The 19,541-nt window shown below is 68.3% G+C and carries 13 protein-coding genes; 3 read left to right on the top strand and 10 right to left on the bottom strand.

Translation table 11 applies throughout. From position 1 onward, the window contains the following. The 4 genes from BUB62_RS19590 to BUB62_RS12160 all read right to left on the bottom strand — a co-directional run. Positions 1 to 874: tail fiber domain-containing protein (locus tag BUB62_RS19590; protein WP_394333422.1), on the bottom strand; the 874-nt coding region annotated here is incomplete at its 3' end. Between the two features lie 302 nt (positions 875 to 1,176). After that, a complete protein-coding gene (locus tag BUB62_RS19585; RefSeq protein ID WP_234988684.1) occupies positions 1,177 to 2,343 on the bottom strand; it encodes a hypothetical protein in 1,167 nt (388 codons plus the stop codon). Positions 2,344 to 2,420: 77 nt separating this feature from the next. Next, positions 2,421 to 4,193 (bottom strand): glycine-rich protein, encoded by a 1,773-nt coding sequence (locus BUB62_RS19335; RefSeq protein ID WP_159437456.1) that lies wholly within the window; start codon positions 4,191 to 4,193, stop codon positions 2,421 to 2,423. Positions 4,194 to 4,224: 31 nt separating this feature from the next. Next, positions 4,225 to 7,662 (bottom strand): tail fiber domain-containing protein, encoded by a 3,438-nt coding sequence (locus tag BUB62_RS12160; protein WP_073110441.1) that lies wholly within the window; start codon positions 7,660 to 7,662, stop codon positions 4,225 to 4,227. A 668-nt stretch (positions 7,663 to 8,330) separates the two neighbouring features. Between BUB62_RS12160 and BUB62_RS12155 the strand changes: the two genes are divergently transcribed. Both BUB62_RS12155 and BUB62_RS19330 read left to right on the top strand, forming a co-directional pair. After that, positions 8,331 to 8,924 carry a hypothetical protein gene (locus BUB62_RS12155; RefSeq protein ID WP_073110440.1) on the top strand — a complete coding sequence of 198 codons (594 nt, stop codon included), beginning with the start codon at positions 8,331 to 8,333 and terminating at the stop codon, positions 8,922 to 8,924. A 113-nt stretch (positions 8,925 to 9,037) separates the two neighbouring features. Further along, a complete protein-coding gene (locus BUB62_RS19330; RefSeq protein ID WP_073110439.1) occupies positions 9,038 to 9,457 on the top strand; it encodes a hypothetical protein in 420 nt (139 codons plus the stop codon). A gap of 200 nt (positions 9,458 to 9,657) precedes the next feature. Here BUB62_RS19330 and BUB62_RS12145 read toward each other — a convergent pair whose 3' ends face one another. The 6 genes from BUB62_RS12145 to BUB62_RS12120 form a co-directional block, all read right to left on the bottom strand. Beyond that, a complete protein-coding gene (locus BUB62_RS12145; protein WP_073110438.1) occupies positions 9,658 to 11,514 on the bottom strand; it encodes an RICIN domain-containing protein in 1,857 nt (618 codons plus the stop codon). Positions 11,515 to 11,797: 283 nt separating this feature from the next. After that, positions 11,798 to 13,675 carry a 7TMR-DISM family protein gene (locus BUB62_RS12140; protein WP_073110437.1) on the bottom strand — a complete coding sequence of 626 codons (1,878 nt, stop codon included), beginning with the start codon at positions 13,673 to 13,675 and terminating at the stop codon, positions 11,798 to 11,800. A gap of 242 nt (positions 13,676 to 13,917) precedes the next feature. Further along, positions 13,918 to 14,907 (bottom strand): MBL fold metallo-hydrolase, encoded by a 990-nt coding sequence (locus tag BUB62_RS12135; protein ID WP_073110436.1) that lies wholly within the window; start codon positions 14,905 to 14,907, stop codon positions 13,918 to 13,920. Between the two features lie 60 nt (positions 14,908 to 14,967). Continuing rightward, on the bottom strand, positions 14,968 to 16,398 hold the full coding sequence (locus tag BUB62_RS12130; protein WP_073110435.1) for a serine hydrolase: 1,431 nt from the start codon (positions 16,396 to 16,398) through the stop codon (positions 14,968 to 14,970). 60 nt (positions 16,399 to 16,458) lie between these two features. Then, a complete protein-coding gene (locus tag BUB62_RS12125) occupies positions 16,459 to 16,689 on the bottom strand; it encodes a helix-turn-helix domain-containing protein (protein WP_073110434.1) in 231 nt (76 codons plus the stop codon). Positions 16,690 to 16,694: 5 nt separating this feature from the next. Then, positions 16,695 to 17,372, bottom strand: coding sequence for a DUF2975 domain-containing protein (locus BUB62_RS12120; RefSeq protein ID WP_073110433.1), 678 nt, complete (start codon positions 17,370 to 17,372; stop codon positions 16,695 to 16,697). 332 nt (positions 17,373 to 17,704) lie between these two features. Here BUB62_RS12120 and hutU point away from each other — a divergent pair, with 332 nt between their 5' ends. Then, positions 17,705 to 19,507, top strand: a complete 1,803-nt coding sequence (gene hutU / locus BUB62_RS12115) for a urocanate hydratase (RefSeq protein WP_200799923.1) — start codon at positions 17,705 to 17,707, stop codon at positions 19,505 to 19,507. Positions 19,508 to 19,541: the final 34 nt, after the last annotated feature.

Genomic DNA, 19,541 nt, shown 5'->3' with positions numbered 1-19,541 from the left:
CGGCGGCGCGGGCCTGGGCCTCGGCGGCGGCGGTGTGGGTTTCGAGGGCGGGCAGCTGGGCTTGGTGCTGGCGGAGCTGGGCGTGGAGCTGCTCGTTTTGCTGGCGCAGGCGGGCCGTGCGGGCGGCCAGGGCCTGGATGGCCAGCATGTTCACCCCGTCGATGTCGCCCGTGTTGATGGTCGTGTCGCGCCCGATGCCATCCAGCCGAAACGCCTGGTAGAAGTCCTGGGCCATGGGGCCGACGTGGCGCTGGCTGGCGGGCTGGCTTTTGTAGTTCCACTCGCTCACGGGCAGCGCCGCCACCTTGGCCAGCACCTGCTCCGCGTCCACGGGCCGCAGGTTCTCCTTGGCCCGCCGGTCGCTCAAGGTCGTCCACGAGCCCCCGCCCGGGGCCAGCATCACCCCGGTGATGGCCCCGCCCCCGCAGCCGCCGCAGTTGCTGCTCAGCGCGTTCTGCGAGGTGTTGAATATGTAGCCCCCCACAAAGCGCATGGTCAATTGGTTTGGGGCGCTGCTGGGCACGTAGTCGGAAGCAAACCCGGGGAAGGCGTCGCTGATGACGACCGCGCCCCGGTGCTCGGCCCGGGCATCTTTGCCCAGCGCCATCGAGAAGTCTCCCGAGGCAATGCTTCGAAAACCGATGGCCGTTGCGTAAGCTCCCGTAGCGCTGCAAGCCGTTCCCAGTGCCACTGAGCCAAGTCCCGTGGCCCCGCTACCATAGCCGAGGGCCACCGAATTATCGCCCGTAGCCCTGGTGAACTCGCCCAGGGCTACGGCATTGGTGCCGGCGGCCTGGTTGCTGGAGCCCAGGGCCACGCTCCCCTGCCCGGTGGCACGCGAGGTGTAGCCGGCGGCAAACGAGTAGCGCCCCACGTTGGCCTCATCGAACGACGTGCTGCCGTCGGCCCAGTACTGGCCGTCCACCACGTAGCCGGCGCGGAAGGCGGCTTTGTCGGCGTACCAGAAGGCGCGGCGGCCTTCCCCGCTCAGGCCCAGCGGGGCGGGGGTGGCGGGCACGTCGCCGGCGGCGCTGAAAAGGGCGGTGCCCTCGCGCAGGTGCAGGGCGGCCAGCGGCGCGGGAATGCCGATGCCTACCCGGCCGTCGCCGTCCACGGCCAGGCCGGTGGTGCCGGGGGCGGCGGCGGTGCCGCCCACCAGCAGGCTGCCGGCCAGGTTCAGGGCCTGGGTGGCGGTGTGGTTGCCCAGGTTGTCGCTGGCCCCGGTGCCGTCGGGGCCGGGCAGGCCCTGCGGCCCCGTCGCGCCCGCCGCGCCCGCGGGGCCGGCCGGGCCGGCGGCCCCGGCCGGGCCGGCCCCGCGGGCGCGGCGGGGCCGGTCGCCCCCGTGGCCCCCGCCGGGCCGGTCGGGCCGGGCGGACCGGCAATGGGTGCCCACCCGGCCCGGCCGGTGGCATCCAGGGCTTGCAGAAACCGGCCCGCGGCCGGGCTGCCCCCGTTCAGGCGCAGGCCGCCGTCCACGGCCAGGGCGGTAGCGCTGGCCCCATTGGTGCGCACCGTCAGGGTGCCGCCCTCGCTGATGAGGCGGGTGCTGTAGTCCACGCCGCTGGTTTCGGCAAAGTCCAGGTAGGGCGTTTTGCCCTCGCCGCGCAGCTCCAGGCCGGGGTTGCCGCTGCGGCCTCCGCTCAGCAGCACGCCCAGGGCGCTGGTGGAAGGGCTTTCGGGCGCGTCCACGTGCAGGCCGCCCGCGGGGCTGGTGGTGCCGATGCCCACGCGGCCCCCGTCCTGCACGAACAGGCGGCCGGTGGCCCCGCCGGTTTCGCTCAGGTTCAGGCCCCCGTAGGTGAGGCTGAAGCTGTAGCGGCCGGCGCCGGCGGCGGTGTTCAGGCCCAGCAGCGTCCCGGTGGCGTCGGCCTGCACCGTGAGCGGCTGGGCGGGCCGGAAGGAACCCAGGCCGATGCCCACCTGGCCGTTGTCGGCCACGCGCAGGCCGCTCACGGTGCTGGCGAAGTAGCTCAGGTAGTTGCCGTTCAGGCCCAGGTTGGTGGTGGCCGTGTGGTTGCCCAGGTGGTCCACCGCGCCGGGCAGCAGGTAGGTCCAGCCCCCGGTGCCGGGCTCAAAGGCCCACACGCCGCGCTGGGTACCGTCGGTCTGGTACACCAGCAGGCCGGGGGGCGGGCCGGCAATGGCCTGGCGCTGGGCGGCCGTGAGGCGGGGCAGCAGCAGGCCCCGGCTGGTGCTGCGCAGCTCCAGCACGGCCGAGGGGTCGGGGGTGGTGGTGCCGATGCCCACGGCGCCGGTGGTCGTGGTCTGGGCCTGGGCGAGTTGGGGGGCGGCCAGCAGGAGCGCGGCAGCGGTAAGGGGGACGAGGAGGGTACGGTTCAGCATAAAAGAATCAGCGGAGAGGAAAGCCAAAAAAAGCCTGGGAGCAGTGGGGCCGCCCGCGCGGCTTGACCGCCCATAGCCTACCGCAGGGGAGTGAGGATGACGTAGCCCGCCCCGCTGCGGTAGCCCTGGGTGTGGATGACGCTGTAGGCGCTGCTGGCCGCGTAGGACGAGCCGCCGCCGCCGCCGCCCTGCTGGCCACTGGCAAGCCGGATGCCCCCGGCTCCGCCGAAGTAGCCGCCCCCGCCCCCGGTGGCGGTGGTTCCGCTGCTGGTGCTGCTGCCAGGGCTGCCCGTCTGGGTGCCGCCGGCCCCGCCCGCCGCGGCATCGCCGCCGCTGGCCCCCACCAGGGCACCTCCGGCCCCGCCGAAATAACCCGCCTGGTTGGTCGCGCTGGCCCCGCCGCCGCCGCCGGCCACCAGCACCCGGTTGGTGGTGGTGGTGCCGCCCGTGCGAATGTCGGTGGCCCCGCCGCCGCCGCCCCCGCTGCCGCCGCCGCTGCCGCCCCCGTTGTAGGCACCAGCGTACAGGGTATTGCCGGTGGGCGTGCCCCCCACCGTGATGGTGAGAACCTGGCCCGCCACCACGGGCAGCAGGGCCTCCACGCGCCCGCCCAAGCCGGGGGCTACTGTGGCACTGAAGGTCGCGCCGCTGCCACCGGCCAGGTCGAGGCGCAGCAGGCTCACGCCCGCCGGCACCGTGTAGGTAACGGGCGCGCCGGAGTAGGCGTAGGTGCTGCTGGCCAGGGCCGGTAGCTCCACCGCATAGGCCACCCACTGCGTGCCGTTCCAGCCGTTGAGGCGGTTGGTGGTGGTATTGTGCAGCAGCAGGCCGGCGGCCGGGCTGGCAATGGCATCGCGCTGGGTTTCGCTCAGGCGCGGGGGCAGAAAGCCCTGGGTGGTGCTGCTTACCTCCAGCTTGGCCGAGGCTACGGGGGCGGTGATGGTACCAATGCCCACGCTGCCGTCGATGGTGGCGCTGCCCACCACCAGGGCGTTGCCCTGCACCAGAGCGGTACCGGCCACGGTGCTGTTGCCGCCCACGGTGGCGTTGCCGCTGACGTTGGCGTTGCCGGCCACGTCGAGCTTCTCAGCGGGGCTGGTGGTGCCGATGCCTACATTGCCGTCGGCCCGCACAGTGAAGTTGGGCGTGAAGGTGCCCGTCGGGATGCCGCCCTCGGTGCTGGTGCCGGGCATCCGGCCCACCACGAACTTGTCGTTGACGTCGGCCACGTCGCCCACCACCACGCGCAGTTCGCTTTGATCGGCGGCGGGGTTCACGCGGTAGAGGCCCACCGGGTCGGAGCTCACGCCCGGTCCCACCCACTCGATGGCCGGACCCGTGCCGGCGGCCTGGCCGTCGTTGTCGCCCAGGCGCACGTTGCCGCGCACGTCCAGTCGCTGGGTGGCGGGCTGGGCCGAAGTGGTGCCCAGGCCCACGTTGCCGCTGCCGCTGATGGTAAGGCCGGCGGTGCCGGGGCTGACGGCGGTGCCGCCCACCAGCAGTTTATCGGCCAGGTTGAGGTTCTGGGTGGCGGTGTGGTTGCCCAGGTTATCGGCCGGGCTCAGGCGCAGCCAGGCCGGAGCGGCGGCCGTACCGGCGTTGTAGTAGAAGCCGGCCGGGGCCCCGGTCTGGTACACCAGCAGGCCGGGGGCCGGGCTGGCAATGGCCGGGGCCGCGGCCACGCGCGGCAGCAGCACGCCCTTGCCGCTGCTCACGATGTCGAGCGCGGCCGAGGCGTCGGGGGCGGTGGTGCCGATGCCCACGGAGCCCGGCGTTTGGGCCTGGGTGAGGCGGGGCGCGGCCAGCAGCAGCAGGGCAGCGAGGGGGGCAAGCAAGTAACGGTGTTGCATGAGGTAGAAGGGGAAAGCGAAACGGGTGAGGCTACTTGCGGGCCGGCGCGGTGGCCGTGGGCTGCTCGCCCAGCAGGCGGGCCAGTTGCGCCTTCATGGTCAGCAGGTCGGCGTGGTCGGCCGTGGCCTGGGCGGCGGCGGCTTCGGCCGTGGCGGCGCGGGCTTTCAGGGCCTCAATCTGCTGCTGCTGCTCCTTGAGGGCCTCGATGAGCACGGGCGTGAGCTGGGCGTAGTTCACAGCCTTGTAGCCGTCCTTGTCCGTACTCACCAGTTCGGGATAGATTTTTTCGACCTCCTGAGCCAGCAGGCCCACCTGCCCGGCCCCGGCCGTGCCGCCGTGGCGCACGCCCAGCGCGTTCCACTCGTAGCGCACCCCGCGCAGGGCCAGCACCGCGGCCAGCGCCCCGCCCAGCGGGCGCACGTGCTGCTTGAAGCGGGCGTCGGAGGTGAGCACCACACCATTGGCCCGCACCTGCCCGGTGGCGTTGATGCCCCCATCCACGCTCAGAATGTAGGTCGGCTTGCTGGTCGCCGCGCCACCGTAGCTCAGGTTGAGCGTACCGCCCAGGCTGAGCAGGCGGGTGGAGTAGTCCAGGCCAGTGGTTTCGACAAAATCGAGGTAGGGCGACTTGACGTGGCCGCGCAGCTCGATGCTGGGGTTGCCCGCGCTGCCGCCGCTCAGCAGTACGCCCAGGGCCGTGGTGCTGGGCGCCTCGGGCCGGTCCACGTGCAGGCCGGCCTGGGGGTCGGTGGTGCCCAGGCCCACGTGGCCGGTGCCGTCCTGCACGAACAGGCGCCCGCCGGCCACGTTGCTCTCGCTCAGGTTCAGCCCCCCGCCACTCAGGCTGAAGTTGTACTTGTCGGTGCCGGCCTGGGAGTAGAAGCCCAGCAGCGGGGCATTGCTGGCCGCGCCGGCCCGCACCCCCAGCGGCTGGCCCAGGGCAGTGGCACCCGTGCCCACGCCCAGGGTGCCGCCTACGGTGGCGCTGCCCGCCCTCAGCAGCCCGCCCACCGTACCCGTGCCGCTCACGTTGAAGTTGGCATCAGCTTGGGGGCCGGCCGTGTTCTGCACGTAGGCCGCGCTGCCGGTGGCGGCGGCGAAATCGGTGCCGGCCACGGCCGCGCTCACGTTGCCGCCGCCGTCGGCCCGCAGCAGACCGCTCACGCCGCCGGCCCCGCCGCGGTTGGCGGGCACGGTCTGGGCGTAGGTCGTGGCGTTGCCCACGCTGGTAATGGCCCCGGTCAGGTTGGCATTGGTGGCCACGGCGGCGGCCAGCGTGGCCGTGGCCGCGTTGCCGGTGGTGTTCTGGTTCAGGGTCGGGAAGTCGGCCGCCACGGCGGCCGTGACCGTGCCGCTGCCATTGGCCCGCAGGATGCCCGTGAGGCCGCCGGCCCCGCCTTTGGTGGCGGGCACCACCTGGTTGTAGGTCGTGGCGTTGCCCACGCTGCTGATGGCCCCGGTCAGGTTGGCGTTGGTGGTTACGGTGGCGGCCAGCGTGGCCGTGGCCGCGTTGCCGGCGGGCGTCAGGTAGTCGGTGCCGGCCACGGCCGGGCTCACCAGCCCGCTGCCGTTGGCTTTGAGCAGGCCGCTCACGGTGCCGGCCCCGCCCTTGGTGGCGGGCACGATGCCGGCGTAGGTGGTGGTGGTGCCGGCGCTGGTCACGTCGCCCACCAGGTTGCCCGCGGCGCTGGCCGAGGTCTGGGTGGAGCCGTCGGGGAAGGTCAGGCCGTTGCCCGTGCCGCTGATGCGCACGTTGCCGGCCACTTCCAGGCGCTGGCTGGGGGCGCCGCTGGTGCCGATGCCCACGTTGCCGGCGCTGCTCACGGCCAGGCCGCTGCTGCCGCCGCCCACGAGCTGGAAGCCGGCCAGGTTCAGGTTCCGGGTGGCGGTGTGGTTGCCCAGGTTGTCGGCCAGTTGGCCCAGGCTGAACGTGCCCAGGCTGCCATTGGTCCCCAGGCCCACCACCGTAGGCATCGTTCCTTCGATGTTGAATGCTTGCAGGGTGCCCCCCGAGTAATTCACCACGTAGGCGCGGGTGTCGGCCACGTTCAGGGCTACCTGGTAGGGGAAGTTGCCCGTGCGCACGGCATTGCCCAGCGCCACGGGGATGCCCCCGGTGCTTAAATCAAAAGTTTGCAAGCTGTTGCCAGAGCCGTTTGTCACGTAGGCGCGGGTGCCGGCCGCGTTCACCGCCACGTCGCTCGGGTCACCGCCGGCGGCTACGGCATTGCCTAGCAGCACGGGGGCATTGCTGCTGATGTCGTGGGCCTGTAGCGCGTTGCCGGCCTCATCCACCGTGTAAGCGCGGGTACCGGCCGCGTTTACCGCCACTGCCATCACGCTCGGGCTCATCGGCCCGCTGCCCAGCAGCACGGGCGCCCCGCCGCCGCTCACGTCGTAGGTCTGGAGCGCGTAAGCATCCCGGGCGGCCACGTAGAGGCGGGTGCCTGCTTGGTTCAGGGCCAAGTCGCTCGCGTACAACGGCATCCCTGTTACCGGGCTGCCCGAGGGCACGGGGGGGCCGCTGCCGCTTACGTCGTAGGTCTGCAATAAGTCGCCGTCTCTGGCTGCCACGTAGGCGCGGGTGCCGGCCGCATTCACCACCACCCGCATCGGCCTAATGTCGGTGGTGACTGAGCCGCCCAGGGGTACGGGCGCACCGCCCCCGCTCAGGTCGTACACCTGGAGCGTGTTGCTTGTATAATTCACCACGTAGGCGCGGCTGCCGGCCCCGTTCAGCGCCACGCTTAGCGGGACAAGGCCGGTAGGCACAGCGTTGCCCAGGGGCACGGGCGCAACGCCCCCGCTCAAGTCATAAGCCTGAAGCGTGTTGCTCAGACGGTTCACCACGTAGGCGCGGGTGCCGGCCGTGTTCACGGCCACGCCAAATGGCCCGTTGCCAGTCGAAGCCGAGCCCAGCAGGGCGGGGTCGGGGGCGGTGGTGGCCAGGGGCTGGCTTTGCAGCGGGGCGCTGGCTTGCAGCGTGCCGTCGGGGGCCGCCGTCAGCAGGCGGCCCTGGCCGGTGCCGGCCAGCGCGTCCACGGCCACGCTGCCGTCGGTAGCCACGCGCAGGCCGTTGGTGCCGCCGCCGGTCAGCTTCTGCCCGTTCAGGTTCAGGGCCTGGGTGGCGGTGTGGTTGCCCAGGTTGTCGCCGGCGGCGCTGCCGGTGGCCAGGCGCTGCCAGCTGGGGGCGGCGCTGGTGCCGGCGTTGTAGTAGAAGCCGGCCGGGGCCCCGGTCTGGTACACCAGCAGGCCGGGGGCCGGGCTGGCAATGGCCGTGGCCGCGGCCACGCGCGGCAGCAGCACGCCCTTGCCGCTGCTCACGATGTCGAGGGCCGCCGAGGCGTCGGGGGCGGTGGTGCCGATGCCCACGGCGCCGGTGGGCGTGGTCTGGGCCAGGGCGAGCTGGGGGGTAGCGGCCAGCAGCAGCAGGGCGGCGAGGGGGGCGAGCAGGTAACGGTGTTGCATAGAAGGGCGGAAAGGGACAGGACAGAAAAAACCCGGGCGGCTCCGGCCCCCAGCGGGCCGGCACCCCCGGCTCCTCATGCGGCCTCCCCGGAGCCGAGGGCTGACCTCTGGCTCCGGGGGACCGCCAGCTCCGGGGGGCCGGAGCTGTTATCGAAGCAGCAAGGACCGCCCCTGGGGCGGGGGCCGCTGCTGCTTCGTAAGAAGGCTACAATAGTCCGACGCCCCCGGCCCGGTTTCCTAAAATAGGGTGTAGACAAAGTATGGACAGCTGACCTAACTGATTGAGGATGAGGGGTGATTATTTTGGCCCTAATCGTGCGCCGACGGTGAGCGGCCCCGCATCGCCCCCCCCCGCGGCCCCCCGGATGCTACCCGCGCCGGGGAGCAGGGTGCGGGCCGGGCCCCCGCCCGCCGCTAAACGATAGCATGGAATCGGCGCGAACAGCGGGCGGGGGCGAGCCCCGCACCCGCCGCCCTGGTGCGTACTGACACGTTTTGACCTGACGCAAAAATGTGTCAGTATCCGCACGTACTGACACGTTTTGGTATGAGGTCAAAACGTGTCAGTATCCGCGCGTACTGACACGTTTTTGCGTCAGGTCAAAACGTGTCAGTATTGCTGCTTTGCCCTATCTTGAACGGTCCTTACTTCGCCCCCAGATCTGCCTATGTCTGATGCCGCCATTATGCAAGCCATCCGGGCCCACCTGGGCCTGCGCCAAGCCGACCTGGGGATATGGCTGGCCCTGGGCCGAACCCAGATAGCCAACGTCGAAACCGGGCGCGAGCCGCTGCCCCGCCACGCCCGGCCCTGGCTGCGGGCCGCCGAGGCGGTGCTGGCCCTGCCCGAAGCCGAAGACTCGGCCGCGCCGGAGCCATTCGCGCCGCTGCCCGCCGTGCCCGCCACTGGCCCGGCCGCCGTGCTGGCCCGCCTGCACGAGTGCGACTACCAGGCCCGCCGCCTGCACCAGCAGCTGCGGGCCCTGCGCCAAACGCAGCGCCTGGCTGCCCGCCGCCTGGCCGCCGGCCCGCTGCTGCGGGCGGCCCTGCCGCCGCCGCCCGCCGCCCCCGAAGCCGCCCCCGAGCCGCCCGCGCTGCTGCTGCGCCGCCGCTGGCTGGTCCGCCTGCTCGAAGCCGCCGCCGATGCCCTGCTGCCCGAGGCGGCCACCGGCCCGGTGGCCACCACCCTGCTGGCGGCCCGCCTGGGGGCCTGGCAGCACGAGGCGGCGCTGCTGCGGGCGGGCCTGCCCGAGGAGCCCTGAAAATAAAGTGGCTCCCCGGAGCAGCAGCTATTGCTTAAGCGCCTATACTTGATGACAATACAGGCTGGGCAGCCTTTGTGACTTATTTTTTTTCTCCTTAACTCCTTACTCTGATGGAATACCCCGTTGAATTACTTCTGACCCGTGCCGAGTGCCAGCTGGTGCTCACCGATACCCAGGCCGACATCGAGCGCACCGAGTTCCGCATCGCGGCCGTCCAGCGCTCGGCCACGCTCCAAACCAGCGATGCTACCGAAGATGCCAATGAAATGAGCTCCCTCACCGAGCAGATAACTCCGCTCGAAACCCGCATTGCCGGCATGATCGTCGGGGAGGCCCGCACCCGCGAGGAAGTGAAGCTGCGCAAGCTCAAGCGCGAGCTGGAAGAAATCCAGGACGAGCAGCTCAGCGGCCTGGGCAGCCGCGGGGCCTTCCGCCGCGCCCGCGAGTTGGATGCCGCCCAGCGCCAGCTGGCCGGCTACCAGGACTGCAAAGCCAAAGTGCAGGCCCGCCACGACGCGCTACCGGCCTAGTGCCGCCCGGCTGCCCCGCCCTCGCACCCATCTATCGCAACTACGAAAGCCTGGCCCCCACAAGGGGACCAGGCTTTTTTATGGGCCCCGTAGCGCGGAAATCCGTTCCGCGACGAGCAACGCGAGTTCCTGCGTAGGCTTACGTCAGAACTCGCTTCGCTCGTCGCGGAACGGATTTCCGCGCTACGGGCCGGGGGCGCTTACCATTGACCCGCCGCAAACTCGTGGGTGGTGAAGTCCTGCACCGGGTCGGGGCCGGCTGGCTCAGCGGGCGGGGCCGGGGCGGCCAGCAGCGGACGAACCGACTCCGCCAACTTAGGCTCGGCGGCGTGCAGGGTGCCGGTCCAGTCGTTGGTCCAGCCGTATTCCCAATGAAAGCACAGGCCCCCGCCACCCTCCGAAAGTCCCGTAAGGCGCGGGTTGAGTGTGTCGTCGAGGCTCGCCATAAAGTCGATGGCGTGTTCTTTGACCAGCGGCTCGCCCGTGCTGAACACCTGGCCCAGGTTGGTTTCGAAGGTGAGGGCGGCAATGTAGCAGTTGCGCTCGATGCCGTAGGCACTGATGATATATTCGTTGGGGGCCAGCGTGAGGGTACTCATGCCGCCTGTCTCGCTGCCCGTCACGCGCTTACGGCCGTCGTCGTAATGAACTACCACCCCGGAAAGCTCGCCCCCGATCATCCGCATACTCAGGCTGGTGATGGTGCCGGTTACTTCCTCAAACGGGGTGTCGTTGCGCATGCAGGGAAACGGCCCCACCACCTTCCGCACAGTTTCGCCCTGGGGCCGCTCGTGCACATCCGGGCTCAGGAAGCGCCACAGCCGGGCCGGGGCCAGCAGGGCGTCCATCTCGGCCTCAAACTGGGCTTGTATCTGCGAGCAGCGGGCTTTGTAGATCTGGCTGCCCGAACCGCTCTGCGTGCTCATCATCTTGCCCCAGCCCGTTGCCGTATCCCACACGTGGATGACGCCCATCATCTCCCAGAACCCTATCTTCTCCAGCCGCCACTTCAGGGCGGCGGCCCGGGCGGCAGCCACGGCGGCGGTATACTTCTCAATGGCCAGCAGCAGCTCGGCCTTGTAGGGCGCTTTGGCCAGGGCCGCCTGCTCGGCCGTCAGGTCGGGGTGCATCTGCGCGTAGTCGCGCACGATCTGCGCGTGGGCTCCCAGCACCAGCGTGCCCCAGGCCGCCAGGTGCGAAAGCACACGGTGGCTGTCCTGGAACTGGTCGCCCAGGAATTGACTTTCGAGCATCCTAGCGCTGGTGGTGATGGAAATGAGGTGAACCCAGCGGTCTTTGGGGCTCACTCCCGGCACGTTGGCCATGCGCAGGTTGCTGATCAGGCCGCTCAGGTAGCCTTCCAGCAGCAGCAGCCGCTGGTGCTGGAGCATTTCGGTCATGCGCACGTCTACGTAGTCCTTCATCTGCTTCCAGAACCGCTGGTCGGCGTCGCTGGGCCAGATCAGGCCAATCAGAGCCGCGATGCCGCCGCCCACCTTCGGAATCACGCCCGCCATTCCCAGCACCAGCATGCGCCCGTAGTTGGTGTAGCTCTGGAAGGAGGTGGTATTGACCGGCAGGCCCCGGGTAGGCACGGCCACCATCCGGAACAACTGGTTGTCGGTGCTGGTGAGGGCGTGCTGTACTACCCCTGCCCCCACGGCCGTGGTGTTGCCATACACGTCCACGAATTTGCCCGAGTGCCGGCACCGGATGCGGTAGTAGCCGTCGCCGGCGGGCACCAGCAGAAAATGCTGGTGCCCGGCCCCGGCGTTCCAGATGGCCTGCACGATGGGCACGCCATCTTCCCGGCCCCGGCCATCACGCGAGGCCAGGGGCTCCAGGTACAGGTCGTACTGGCCGGGCTTGATGTAGAAATGCAGGTTGGGGGCTCTGTCGAACTGAAAATGCTGCTGCGGCTGCGGGCTGTCGGGGGTCCAGGCCTGTTGTTCGAACTGGGTTCCGGCCGCGCCGGAGCTGCCGCGTATGCCCAGCGGCAGGTTGCTGTTCTTGGCGATGAGAAAGTAGCGGGTGTCGCGGACTGGATTGAATCCCATAGGGCGTGCAGAAGGAAAAGTGGAAAGGAAGAAAAGAAAGAAAAGAAGCGAGGGGCAGGCGCCGGCCCGTCGGGAGCACTCAGCCGGCTGCAATGGTGGGCTTTCACCGTTCTTTCCCCAAAAAACCAGCGTAGACAAAGTGTAGACAGCCCGCACTGCTGATTGCAACTGACTGACTGCCAGCCTATGTATTTTATCCAAATCGGAGCCGCCGGGTCCTGGCCGGGCGTAGCGAGGCCCCTAGCCGTAGGCGTACGGCGGGAGCAAGGGCGGCCTGGGGGGCCTATTCGACGGAGAGCGGCGGCTCGGGGGGTGGGGTGCGGCCGGCGGCCTGGTCGGCGGCGGCTATCTTTTTGTAGAGCCGGGTTTTGGCCCGCCGCACGCTGGCCGGGTCAATGTTGAGCAGGGCGGCAATTTCCTTGGTGGCCAGATGGATGTGAAAATAGCAGTACAGCCGCTGCTCGTTTTTGGTGAGGGCCGGGTAGCGGGCCTGCAACTCCTCGAAAAAGCGCGGATGTACCTGCTCGAAGTGGAGCTTGAACTTGGCCCAGTCCTCGTCGAGGTACAGATTGGTTTGCAGGATGGACTGGATGCCGGCCAGCTCCGGCTGCTGGTCGGGGCGCTGGGCGCTCAGCTCCCGGATCTGCTGCTTCAGCTCGGCCAGCAGGGCGTTTTTCTGGGTCACGTAGAGGGTGGTGGAGGCCAGCTCGCGCTGGTTGGCTTCCAGCTGCTCGCGCAGCTCCTGGTTGGTGGCCTCATGCTGCTCATTATCCTGGCTCAGTGCCTGAGTATGCTGGTCGCGGGCCTGCTGGCGGCGCTGCATTTCGAGCAGGGCAGCCTGAATGTGGCTGTTTTTGAGCACGATTTCGCGGTGGCGCAGCTCGTGCTCCTGAATGTCGAGGGCCAGGGCGCGGGCCTCCTGCTCGGTGGCCAGCAGGGTGCGCTGCAGGTTCTGGAGGCGCAAGCTGAGAGCGGCCGAAAAGCACAGCGCGTGCGACACGATGGCCAGGTCAGGCAGCAGCAGGTTGCCGTTGTTGTCGAAGCCGAATATGACGTGGTATACCGCCACGCCGGCCACGCAGAGCAGCGGCAGCACGTTGGCCAGCAGGTAGGTGCGGGCCAGCGGCAGCCGCTGCCGGTAGGCCGCCACGGTGGTAAACAGCAGCAGCAGGATCACGCCCAGCACCAGCAGGTTGTCGAGCAGCAAGGTGTAGTAGTTCAGGTAGAAGCCGCCCACATTCACCGCGGCCACCACCGCCGTGAAGGCACAATAGCCCCGCAGCGCGTAGCGCAGGGCGACATCCAGGCCAGGCAGGCGGGCGGCAGTAGGCAGGTAGGCGCGGGTCATCTGCACGAAGCCCGTGAGCAGCAGCACCACGCTCAGGTGCATCAGCACGTTGTTCAGGGTATAAGCATAGCTCCGGCCGTCGGGCAGCACCAGCAGGCTGAAGACGGGCGTGGGAAACAGTACCTTGAAATATCCCCGGAACGCCGTGACGTAGAGCACTGCCCCCACCTGCGTGCAGATATAGTACAGCGTGGCCCGGTCGCGCGAGCGGAAGTAGGCAGATAGATTGGTGAGCAGCAGCACCCCCAGCACCGCCAGCGCCACGGCCCAGGCGGTGCCGAAAAAGTCGTCCGTTTTTCGGGCCACGGCGGCCGGCTCCAGCTGCACCCGCAGGCCGATAGCGGCCGGCAGCGCCGCCCGCGGGCTCAGCCGGACCCGCACGTACACGGTGGTGGTAGCCCGCGCCGGCAGCCAGAGCGGCAGCGGACCCTTCACCCGCTGGCGGTCGGTGGGCACGGCCACACCCGCCCGCCGGGTGCGCCAGGCCCGGGCCTCCTCATCGAAAAAAAACAGGGTGTTATCGAGGTTGGGCAGCACCAGCAGCTCGGTGGCCTCGGCGCGGCGGCGGTGGTTGCACAGCGTTAGTTTCAGCCAGTAGCCGCGGGCCCGCGCCGGCCGCAGCGAGTCGGCGGGGCCGAAGGCCAGGGTGGTATCGGTGCGGATCTGGGCCCAGGAATACGGGCCGTCCGGCAGCACGCCCACGCGCACTACCTCGCTGTTCGGAACGCGCGCCGGGTCGGCAGAAGGCTGCGCTGTCACGCGAATCAGGCCTGCCAGAAAGGTAAACAGGAGCAGGCAGAGCGTTTTCGGCACGGAAGAGGCGTTGGGTAGCAGAAGGGGCAGGGCGCTATGAATGGGGTAGTATAAAGCATATTTCGTCCTAAACCAAAGCCCGTACCGGCCGCGGCCGCCAGCGTGGCCTGCCAAACCGGCGAAACTGCACAAAGACGCATCCCCACGTTTCGCCGGTGCGCGAGCCACACGAATGGCCCACTCAACGAGACGTGAGGATGCGTCTGTACTCCTTAACTATATACTGCTGGCTGAAAGCCCGCCTACGCCGGCTCCTTGCCCGTGCGCGGGTCGCGGGGTGTGGTGGGCGCTTTGCGCGGATACTCGTTCTGCTTGTGCTTTTTCTGCTTCTTGACCAGCAGGGCCACGCCCACCAGGGCGGCTACGCCCGCGGCGGCCACGGCCAGCTTGCCGGGCAGCCCGTCTTTGGCGGCTTGCGGCACGGAAACTACGCCATTGGCATCGAGGCGGGCGGGTTCGGAAACGTAACGACCGTGTTTGGGCATGGGAAAGTTATCGGCTAAGTGTTGGAGTTGGGCAGTGTACTTGGGGCCGCGCACGGCCGGGCCGTGGCCGCAGCCGATGGCGGCCGGGCGCAGCGCGGCCAGCTGTTGCACCGAGTGGCGCACCTGCGCCCAGTCGTAGTTGAAGGGCGCGCCGGCCACGCTGATGGCGGGCAGCTGCAGCAGGAGCTTGGGTACCGATTCGTGGTTGGCGGTGGCAAAAGCGTCGCCGCCCAGCAGGGTGCGGTCGGCCTCGCGGAACAGGGCCAACTGGCCGGGCGCGTGGCCGGGCGTGTGCAGCCAGCGCCAGCCGGGCAGGTAGGGCACCTCATCCGAAGCCGTGGGCAGGGCCTGCACCAGATCGGAAAGCTGGAACGACTGGGGCGGGAAAAACCGGGCCACGAAAGCCAGCGAGCCGCCGCCGTCCACCGTCGGGTCGGCGGGCGGATACACGGCGCGGGCGGTCAGAAACGGCAGCTCCAGCGGGTGGGCCAGCACCGGCACTTTCCAGTGCTCGGCCAGCGCCCGCACCGAGCCCGAGTGGTCCATGTGGCCGTGGGTCAGGATGATGGCCTCGGGGTGGGTGCCGGGGTAAAACAGCTCGTCGGCGGCGGCAATGATGGCCTTCTCGGAGCCCGGCAGGCCGGTATCGACCAGCACCCACTCGCCGGCCTGCCCGGTTTCGACGAAATACAGATTAACAAAACGCTGAATGGTGAGCTGATGCACGCCGGGGGCCACTTGTTTCATAGCTGCGAAAAGATTGGTTGGAGCCAGTGAGTACGCACAAGTGGCGCGCCGGGGTACATGCTACTCCACTTTCGCGCCCGGCGAGTGCTGGCCGCCCTGGTGCAGAATTACTTTTTCGATGGTGCCGCCGGCATTTTTCACAAACTCCAGCTCGGCCTGAATGGAAGCCACCGCGAAGCGGCCCGGGGCCGTGGGCACCAGCGCGAAGCGGGGCTGGCCGGTGGCCTGGGCATAGAGCTGGTCGTTTTCCGTCGTCACCGTCAGCAGGAAGGTGGGAGCCAGGGCGTACTTGCCGGTGTAGGTGCGCAGCGTGGCGGCATCTACGGCAATGGCTTTCGGCGCAGCCGGTGCGGCTTTCGGCCCGGTGCCGGGGCGGCCGTAGAGCACCCCCATCAGGTCTATCGTCAGGTCTTCCACCTGCGTGCCGCCTTCATTATCAAGCACTATCACCAGGTTGCGGTCCTGGGGGGCGCGCATCAGCTCGGTGCCGAAGCCGCTGATGCGGCCGTTGTGCCACAGCAGGTTCACCGTGTCTTTCCCCATCACGCCCTTGCTCGAAATCCAGGCGTAGCCGTAGCCATTTTTCACCGGCTTAAACATAGTGGCCCGGCCCGCCGCCGACAGCAGCTGGGTGGTATATAGCGCCTGGTCCCACTTGTACAGATCCTGCACGGTGGAGTAGAGCGCGCCGGCCGCGTAGGGTACGCTCATGTCGAGGTAGGGCGCGTTGGCGGTTTCCTGCTCGTTCTTCACGTAGCCCGCCGCCCGCCGGGGCAAGATGGTGCCGGGCAGGTCGTAGCCGGTATCCTGCATGCGCAGCGGCTGCAGAATCTGCTCGCTCAGCACCTGGGCGTAGGATTTGCCGGTCACCTTCTCGATGATGGCTCCCAGCACGAAGTAGCCCGAGTTGGAGTAGCGGTAGCTGGTGCCGGGCTCAAACTCCAGCGGCAGCCCGGCGAAGGTGCTCACGAAAGCTGCCGGCGTGGTAGGCTGCCGGCTGATGGCCTGGAAGCCCGGTTGCGCGGTGTAGTTCGGCAGGCCGGCGGTGTGGGCCAGCAGCTGGTGCAGCGTGATTTTGTCGGCACTGGGCTTGGGGTAGTCGGGCAGGTAGGTACTGATGGGCGCGTCGAGCTTCAGCTGGCCTTTTTCCACCAGCTGCATCACCAGCATGGCTGTGAACTGCTTGCTGAGCGAGCCGATGCGGAACTTGGTGTCGGCGGCGTTGGGCTGGCTCCACTCGCGGTTGGCCAGGCCGTAGCCCTTAGTGAAGATAACCTTGCCGTGCTCGGCCACCAGCACGGTGCCGTTGAGCTGCCCGGCCTGGGCGTATTGGCTGGCCAGGGCATCGAGCTGCTTGGCTTTGCTCTGGGCCTTGACTTGGGCCTGAGCCTGCGTCGGGAAGGAGAGGGCGAGCAGGCTCAGCAGGAAAATGGAGGAAACGGGGCGCTGGAACATGATTTTGGGAAAAAGAAGGAGGATGAAATGAGGCATGAGGGAGCCGGCCCCGGATTTTCCGCGGGAGGCAAAAACGTAGAAGCAGGGAAAGGAAGCTTAGCCGCCCGGCGGCCCGGCGCTGTCGTCGGACACGTATTCGAGCAGGTCGCCGGGCTGGCACTGCAGGGCCTGGCAGATGGCTTCCAGGGTGGTGAAGCGGATGGCCTTGGCCTTGTCGCTCTTCAGAATGGACAGGTTGGCCAGGGTAATATCCACGGCGGCGGCCAGGGTGCTGAGCGACATCTTGCGCCGCGCCAGCATTACATCAAGTCGGACGATAATCGGCATGGCAGTCAGACGGTTAGCTCGGCATCTTCGGTAAGCTCTACGCCCCGCTCGTAGCCCGCGGCAATGATGAGCAGCATCAGCCCGATCAGCCAGTTGGCCACCAGCGACGAGCTGAAGTACGTGTCGGGAATCAGGTCGGGGGCCAGGCCGGGGGCCACCTGGGCCAGGTGGTGCCGCAGCCACCACGTGGCCAGCATCTTATACAGGTCGCAGGCGGCAAACAGCAGCGCCAGCCAGCGCAGGCGCTGCACGTTGGCCGGCGTGAAGGGCACGCCGGGCCGGATGTCGCGCAGAATCTGGTGGAGCAGAACGCAGAACAGCAGGGTTGCCAGCACATAGGGCACAGGCTGGGGCTGCGAGTTCATCAGCCGCAGCACGAAGCGGCGGGCGGCATTCGGTTCGCGGTACATCAGCCGGCTGATGGTGCCCAACTGCACCAATTGCACGGCCCCGCCGCGGGCCACCTGCTGCTCGGTATCCCGCAGGGGTTTGGCATCCCAGTTTAGAATTTTCTGGCGTACGCTCAGCGTCACCACGTCGGCCGGCTGTTGGGGGTCGAACACGGCCCGCAAAAGGTAGAATGCCAGCGCAAAGGAGCCGGCTATAACCAGGAACAGGAATACGTAGCGCAGGGCAACGATTATAAAGTTGGTGTGCCGTTTTCGGAAGGTCTGCTTGTTCATGGGGCAGGGGCGAGAAGTGGTGAGCTTTCTACTGCCTCAAAGGAATTGAATATTTATTGATAAACAATAAATACTATCTGTTTTTAGGAAAATATTTATTGCGAAAGAGTTTGAATGGCTTGTGGCTCTCGGCTGGCCTCAGGCTTCGCCGCCCCAGGAGCCGATGCCACCGGGCAGCGGCAGCGGGTTCTGGGGCCTTTGCCCCGAAGCTGGCTACTGCCGCGCCTGCCTCGCCCGAATGCGGGCCGCCCAACCCCAACGCCCCGGTCAGTGGTAGGGGAGAAGGGCGAAAAATATAACTTGCTGCTCCCCCAACTCCTTAACCTCCCACCATGCCCCACTCCGCCCTCGAAACCCCCGAGCTGAACCTCGAAGCCACTAGCCACTCCGATAAAACGACATCTGGCACCCCTCCCTTTCGGGGAGGGGCCGGGGGAGGGGTGACCGCCACGCGCCCGATGTTCTATGAGTTCAAGCCAGAGGAAACCGTGCGGGCCGCGCACGGCACCACCCTGCGCTGCAAAACCTGGGAGGCTGAGGCGGCCCTGCGGATGCTGGAAAACAACCTCGACCCGGCCGTGAGCCTGGTGTATGACGAGCTGATTGTGTACGGCGGGGCCGGCCGCGCCGCCCGCAACTGGAAGGAGTACCAGACGATTGTAAAAACCCTTAAAAACCTGGAGCCCGACGAAACCATGCTGGTGCAGAGCGGCAAGGCCGTGGGCGTGCTGCGCACCTGGGCCCACGCCCCGCGCGTGCTCATCGCCAATTCCAACCTGGTGCCGGCCTGGAGCACCCAGGAGTATTTCGACGAGCTGGACCGCCTGGGCCTGATGATGTACGGGCAAATGACGGCCGGCTCCTGGATCTACATTGCCACCCAGGGCATTCTGCAGGGCACCTACGAAACCTTCGCCGCCGTGGCCGACAAGCACTTTTCGGGCACACTGGCCGGCACCGTCACCGTTACGGCCGGGCTGGGCGGCATGAGCGGGGCCCAGCCCCTGTCGGTGACCATGAACGACGGCGTGTGCCTGGTCATCGAGCCCATTGATGAGCGGGTGAAGCAGAAGGTGCGCGAAGGCTACCTCGACGAACAGGCCCGCAACCTGGACCACGCCCTGCAGCTCTGTGAGCAGTATAAGAAGGAGCGCAAAGGCTGGAGCATCGGCCTCACCGGCAATGCCGCCACCGTGCTGCCCGAGCTGCTGCAGCGCGGCACCAAAATCGACATCGTAACCGACCAGACTTCGGCCCACGACCTGATGGACTACATTCCGGAAGGCGACATCACGGCGGTGCTCAGGCTGCGGGCTGACAACCCCGAGGAGTTCAAGAAGCAGGCGCTGGCGTCCATCATGAAGCACTGTCAGGCTATTATCGACCTGCAAACCGCCGGCTCCGTGGCCCTCGACTACGGCAACAACCTGCGCGGGCAGGCCGAGAAAGGCGGCCTGAAGGTGCGCGACGAGCACGGCCAGTTTCTCTACCCCGGCTTCGTGCCCGGCTACATCCGCCCGCTGTTTTGCGAGGGCAAAGGCCCCTTCCGCTGGGCTGCCCTCAGCGGCGACCCGGCCGATATTCTGCGCATCGACCGCGCCCTGCTCGAAACCTTCCCCGACAACAAGATGCTGGCCCGCTGGATCGAAAAGGCCCAGGCCAAAGTGCCCTTCATCGGGCTGCCGGCCCGCGTATGCTGGCTGGGCTACGGCGAGCGGGAGAAGTTCGGCCTGGTCATCAACGACCTCGTGGCCCGCGGCGAAGTCTCGGCCCCCATCGTCATCGGCCGCGACCACCTCGACTGCGGCTCGGTGGCCTCGCCCAACCGCGAAACCGAAGGCATGAAGGATGGCTCCGACGCCGTAGCCGACTGGCCCCTGCTCAACGCCCTGGCCAATTGCGCCAGCGGCGCCGACTGGGTGAGTCTGCACAACGGCGGCGGCGTGGGCATCGGCAACAGCACCCACTCCGGCATGGTGATCGTAGCTACCGGCACCCCCGAAAAAGCCGAACGGTTGAAGCGCGTGCTGACGACGGACCCCGGCATGGGCGTTTTGCGCCACGCCGATGCGGGGTATGAAATTGCGCAGCGAGTAGCTGAGGAGCGTGGCGTGCAGATTCCGGGGCGGGAGTAAGAATAAAAAGTAGGAGCGGCGGCCGGTGGAGTAT

This window comes from Hymenobacter daecheongensis DSM 21074 (assembly GCF_900141805.1).
In the GTDB taxonomy this organism is placed as follows: domain Bacteria; phylum Bacteroidota; class Bacteroidia; order Cytophagales; family Hymenobacteraceae; genus Hymenobacter; species Hymenobacter daecheongensis.
Note: the sequence above shows the minus strand (reverse complement) of the source record. Positions and strands in the feature narration are given on the sequence as shown.

Bases quoted from the DNA above. Each gene is read 5' to 3' on its own strand.
- BUB62_RS19585 (WP_234988684.1), bottom strand. From the start codon at position 2,343: ATGCTGAACCGTACCCTCCTCGTCCCCCTTACCGCTGCCGCGCTCCTG.
- BUB62_RS19335 (WP_159437456.1), bottom strand. From the start codon at position 4,193: ATGCAACACCGTTACTTGCTTGCCCCCCTCGCTGCCCTGCTGCTGCTG.
- BUB62_RS12160 (WP_073110441.1), bottom strand. From the start codon at position 7,662: ATGCAACACCGTTACCTGCTCGCCCCCCTCGCCGCCCTGCTGCTGCTG.
- BUB62_RS12155 (WP_073110440.1), top strand. From the start codon at position 8,331: ATGTCTGATGCCGCCATTATGCAAGCCATCCGGGCCCACCTGGGCCTG.
- BUB62_RS19330 (WP_073110439.1), top strand. From the start codon at position 9,038: ATGGAATACCCCGTTGAATTACTTCTGACCCGTGCCGAGTGCCAGCTG.
- BUB62_RS12145 (WP_073110438.1), bottom strand. From the start codon at position 11,514: ATGGGATTCAATCCAGTCCGCGACACCCGCTACTTTCTCATCGCCAAG.
- BUB62_RS12135 (WP_073110436.1), bottom strand. From the start codon at position 14,907: ATGAAACAAGTGGCCCCCGGCGTGCATCAGCTCACCATTCAGCGTTTT.
- BUB62_RS12130 (WP_073110435.1), bottom strand. From the start codon at position 16,398: ATGCCTCATTTCATCCTCCTTCTTTTTCCCAAAATCATGTTCCAGCGC.
- BUB62_RS12125 (WP_073110434.1), bottom strand. From the start codon at position 16,689: ATGCCGATTATCGTCCGACTTGATGTAATGCTGGCGCGGCGCAAGATG.
- BUB62_RS12120 (WP_073110433.1), bottom strand. From the start codon at position 17,372: ATGAACAAGCAGACCTTCCGAAAACGGCACACCAACTTTATAATCGTT.
- hutU (WP_200799923.1), top strand. From the start codon at position 17,705: ATGCCCCACTCCGCCCTCGAAACCCCCGAGCTGAACCTCGAAGCCACT.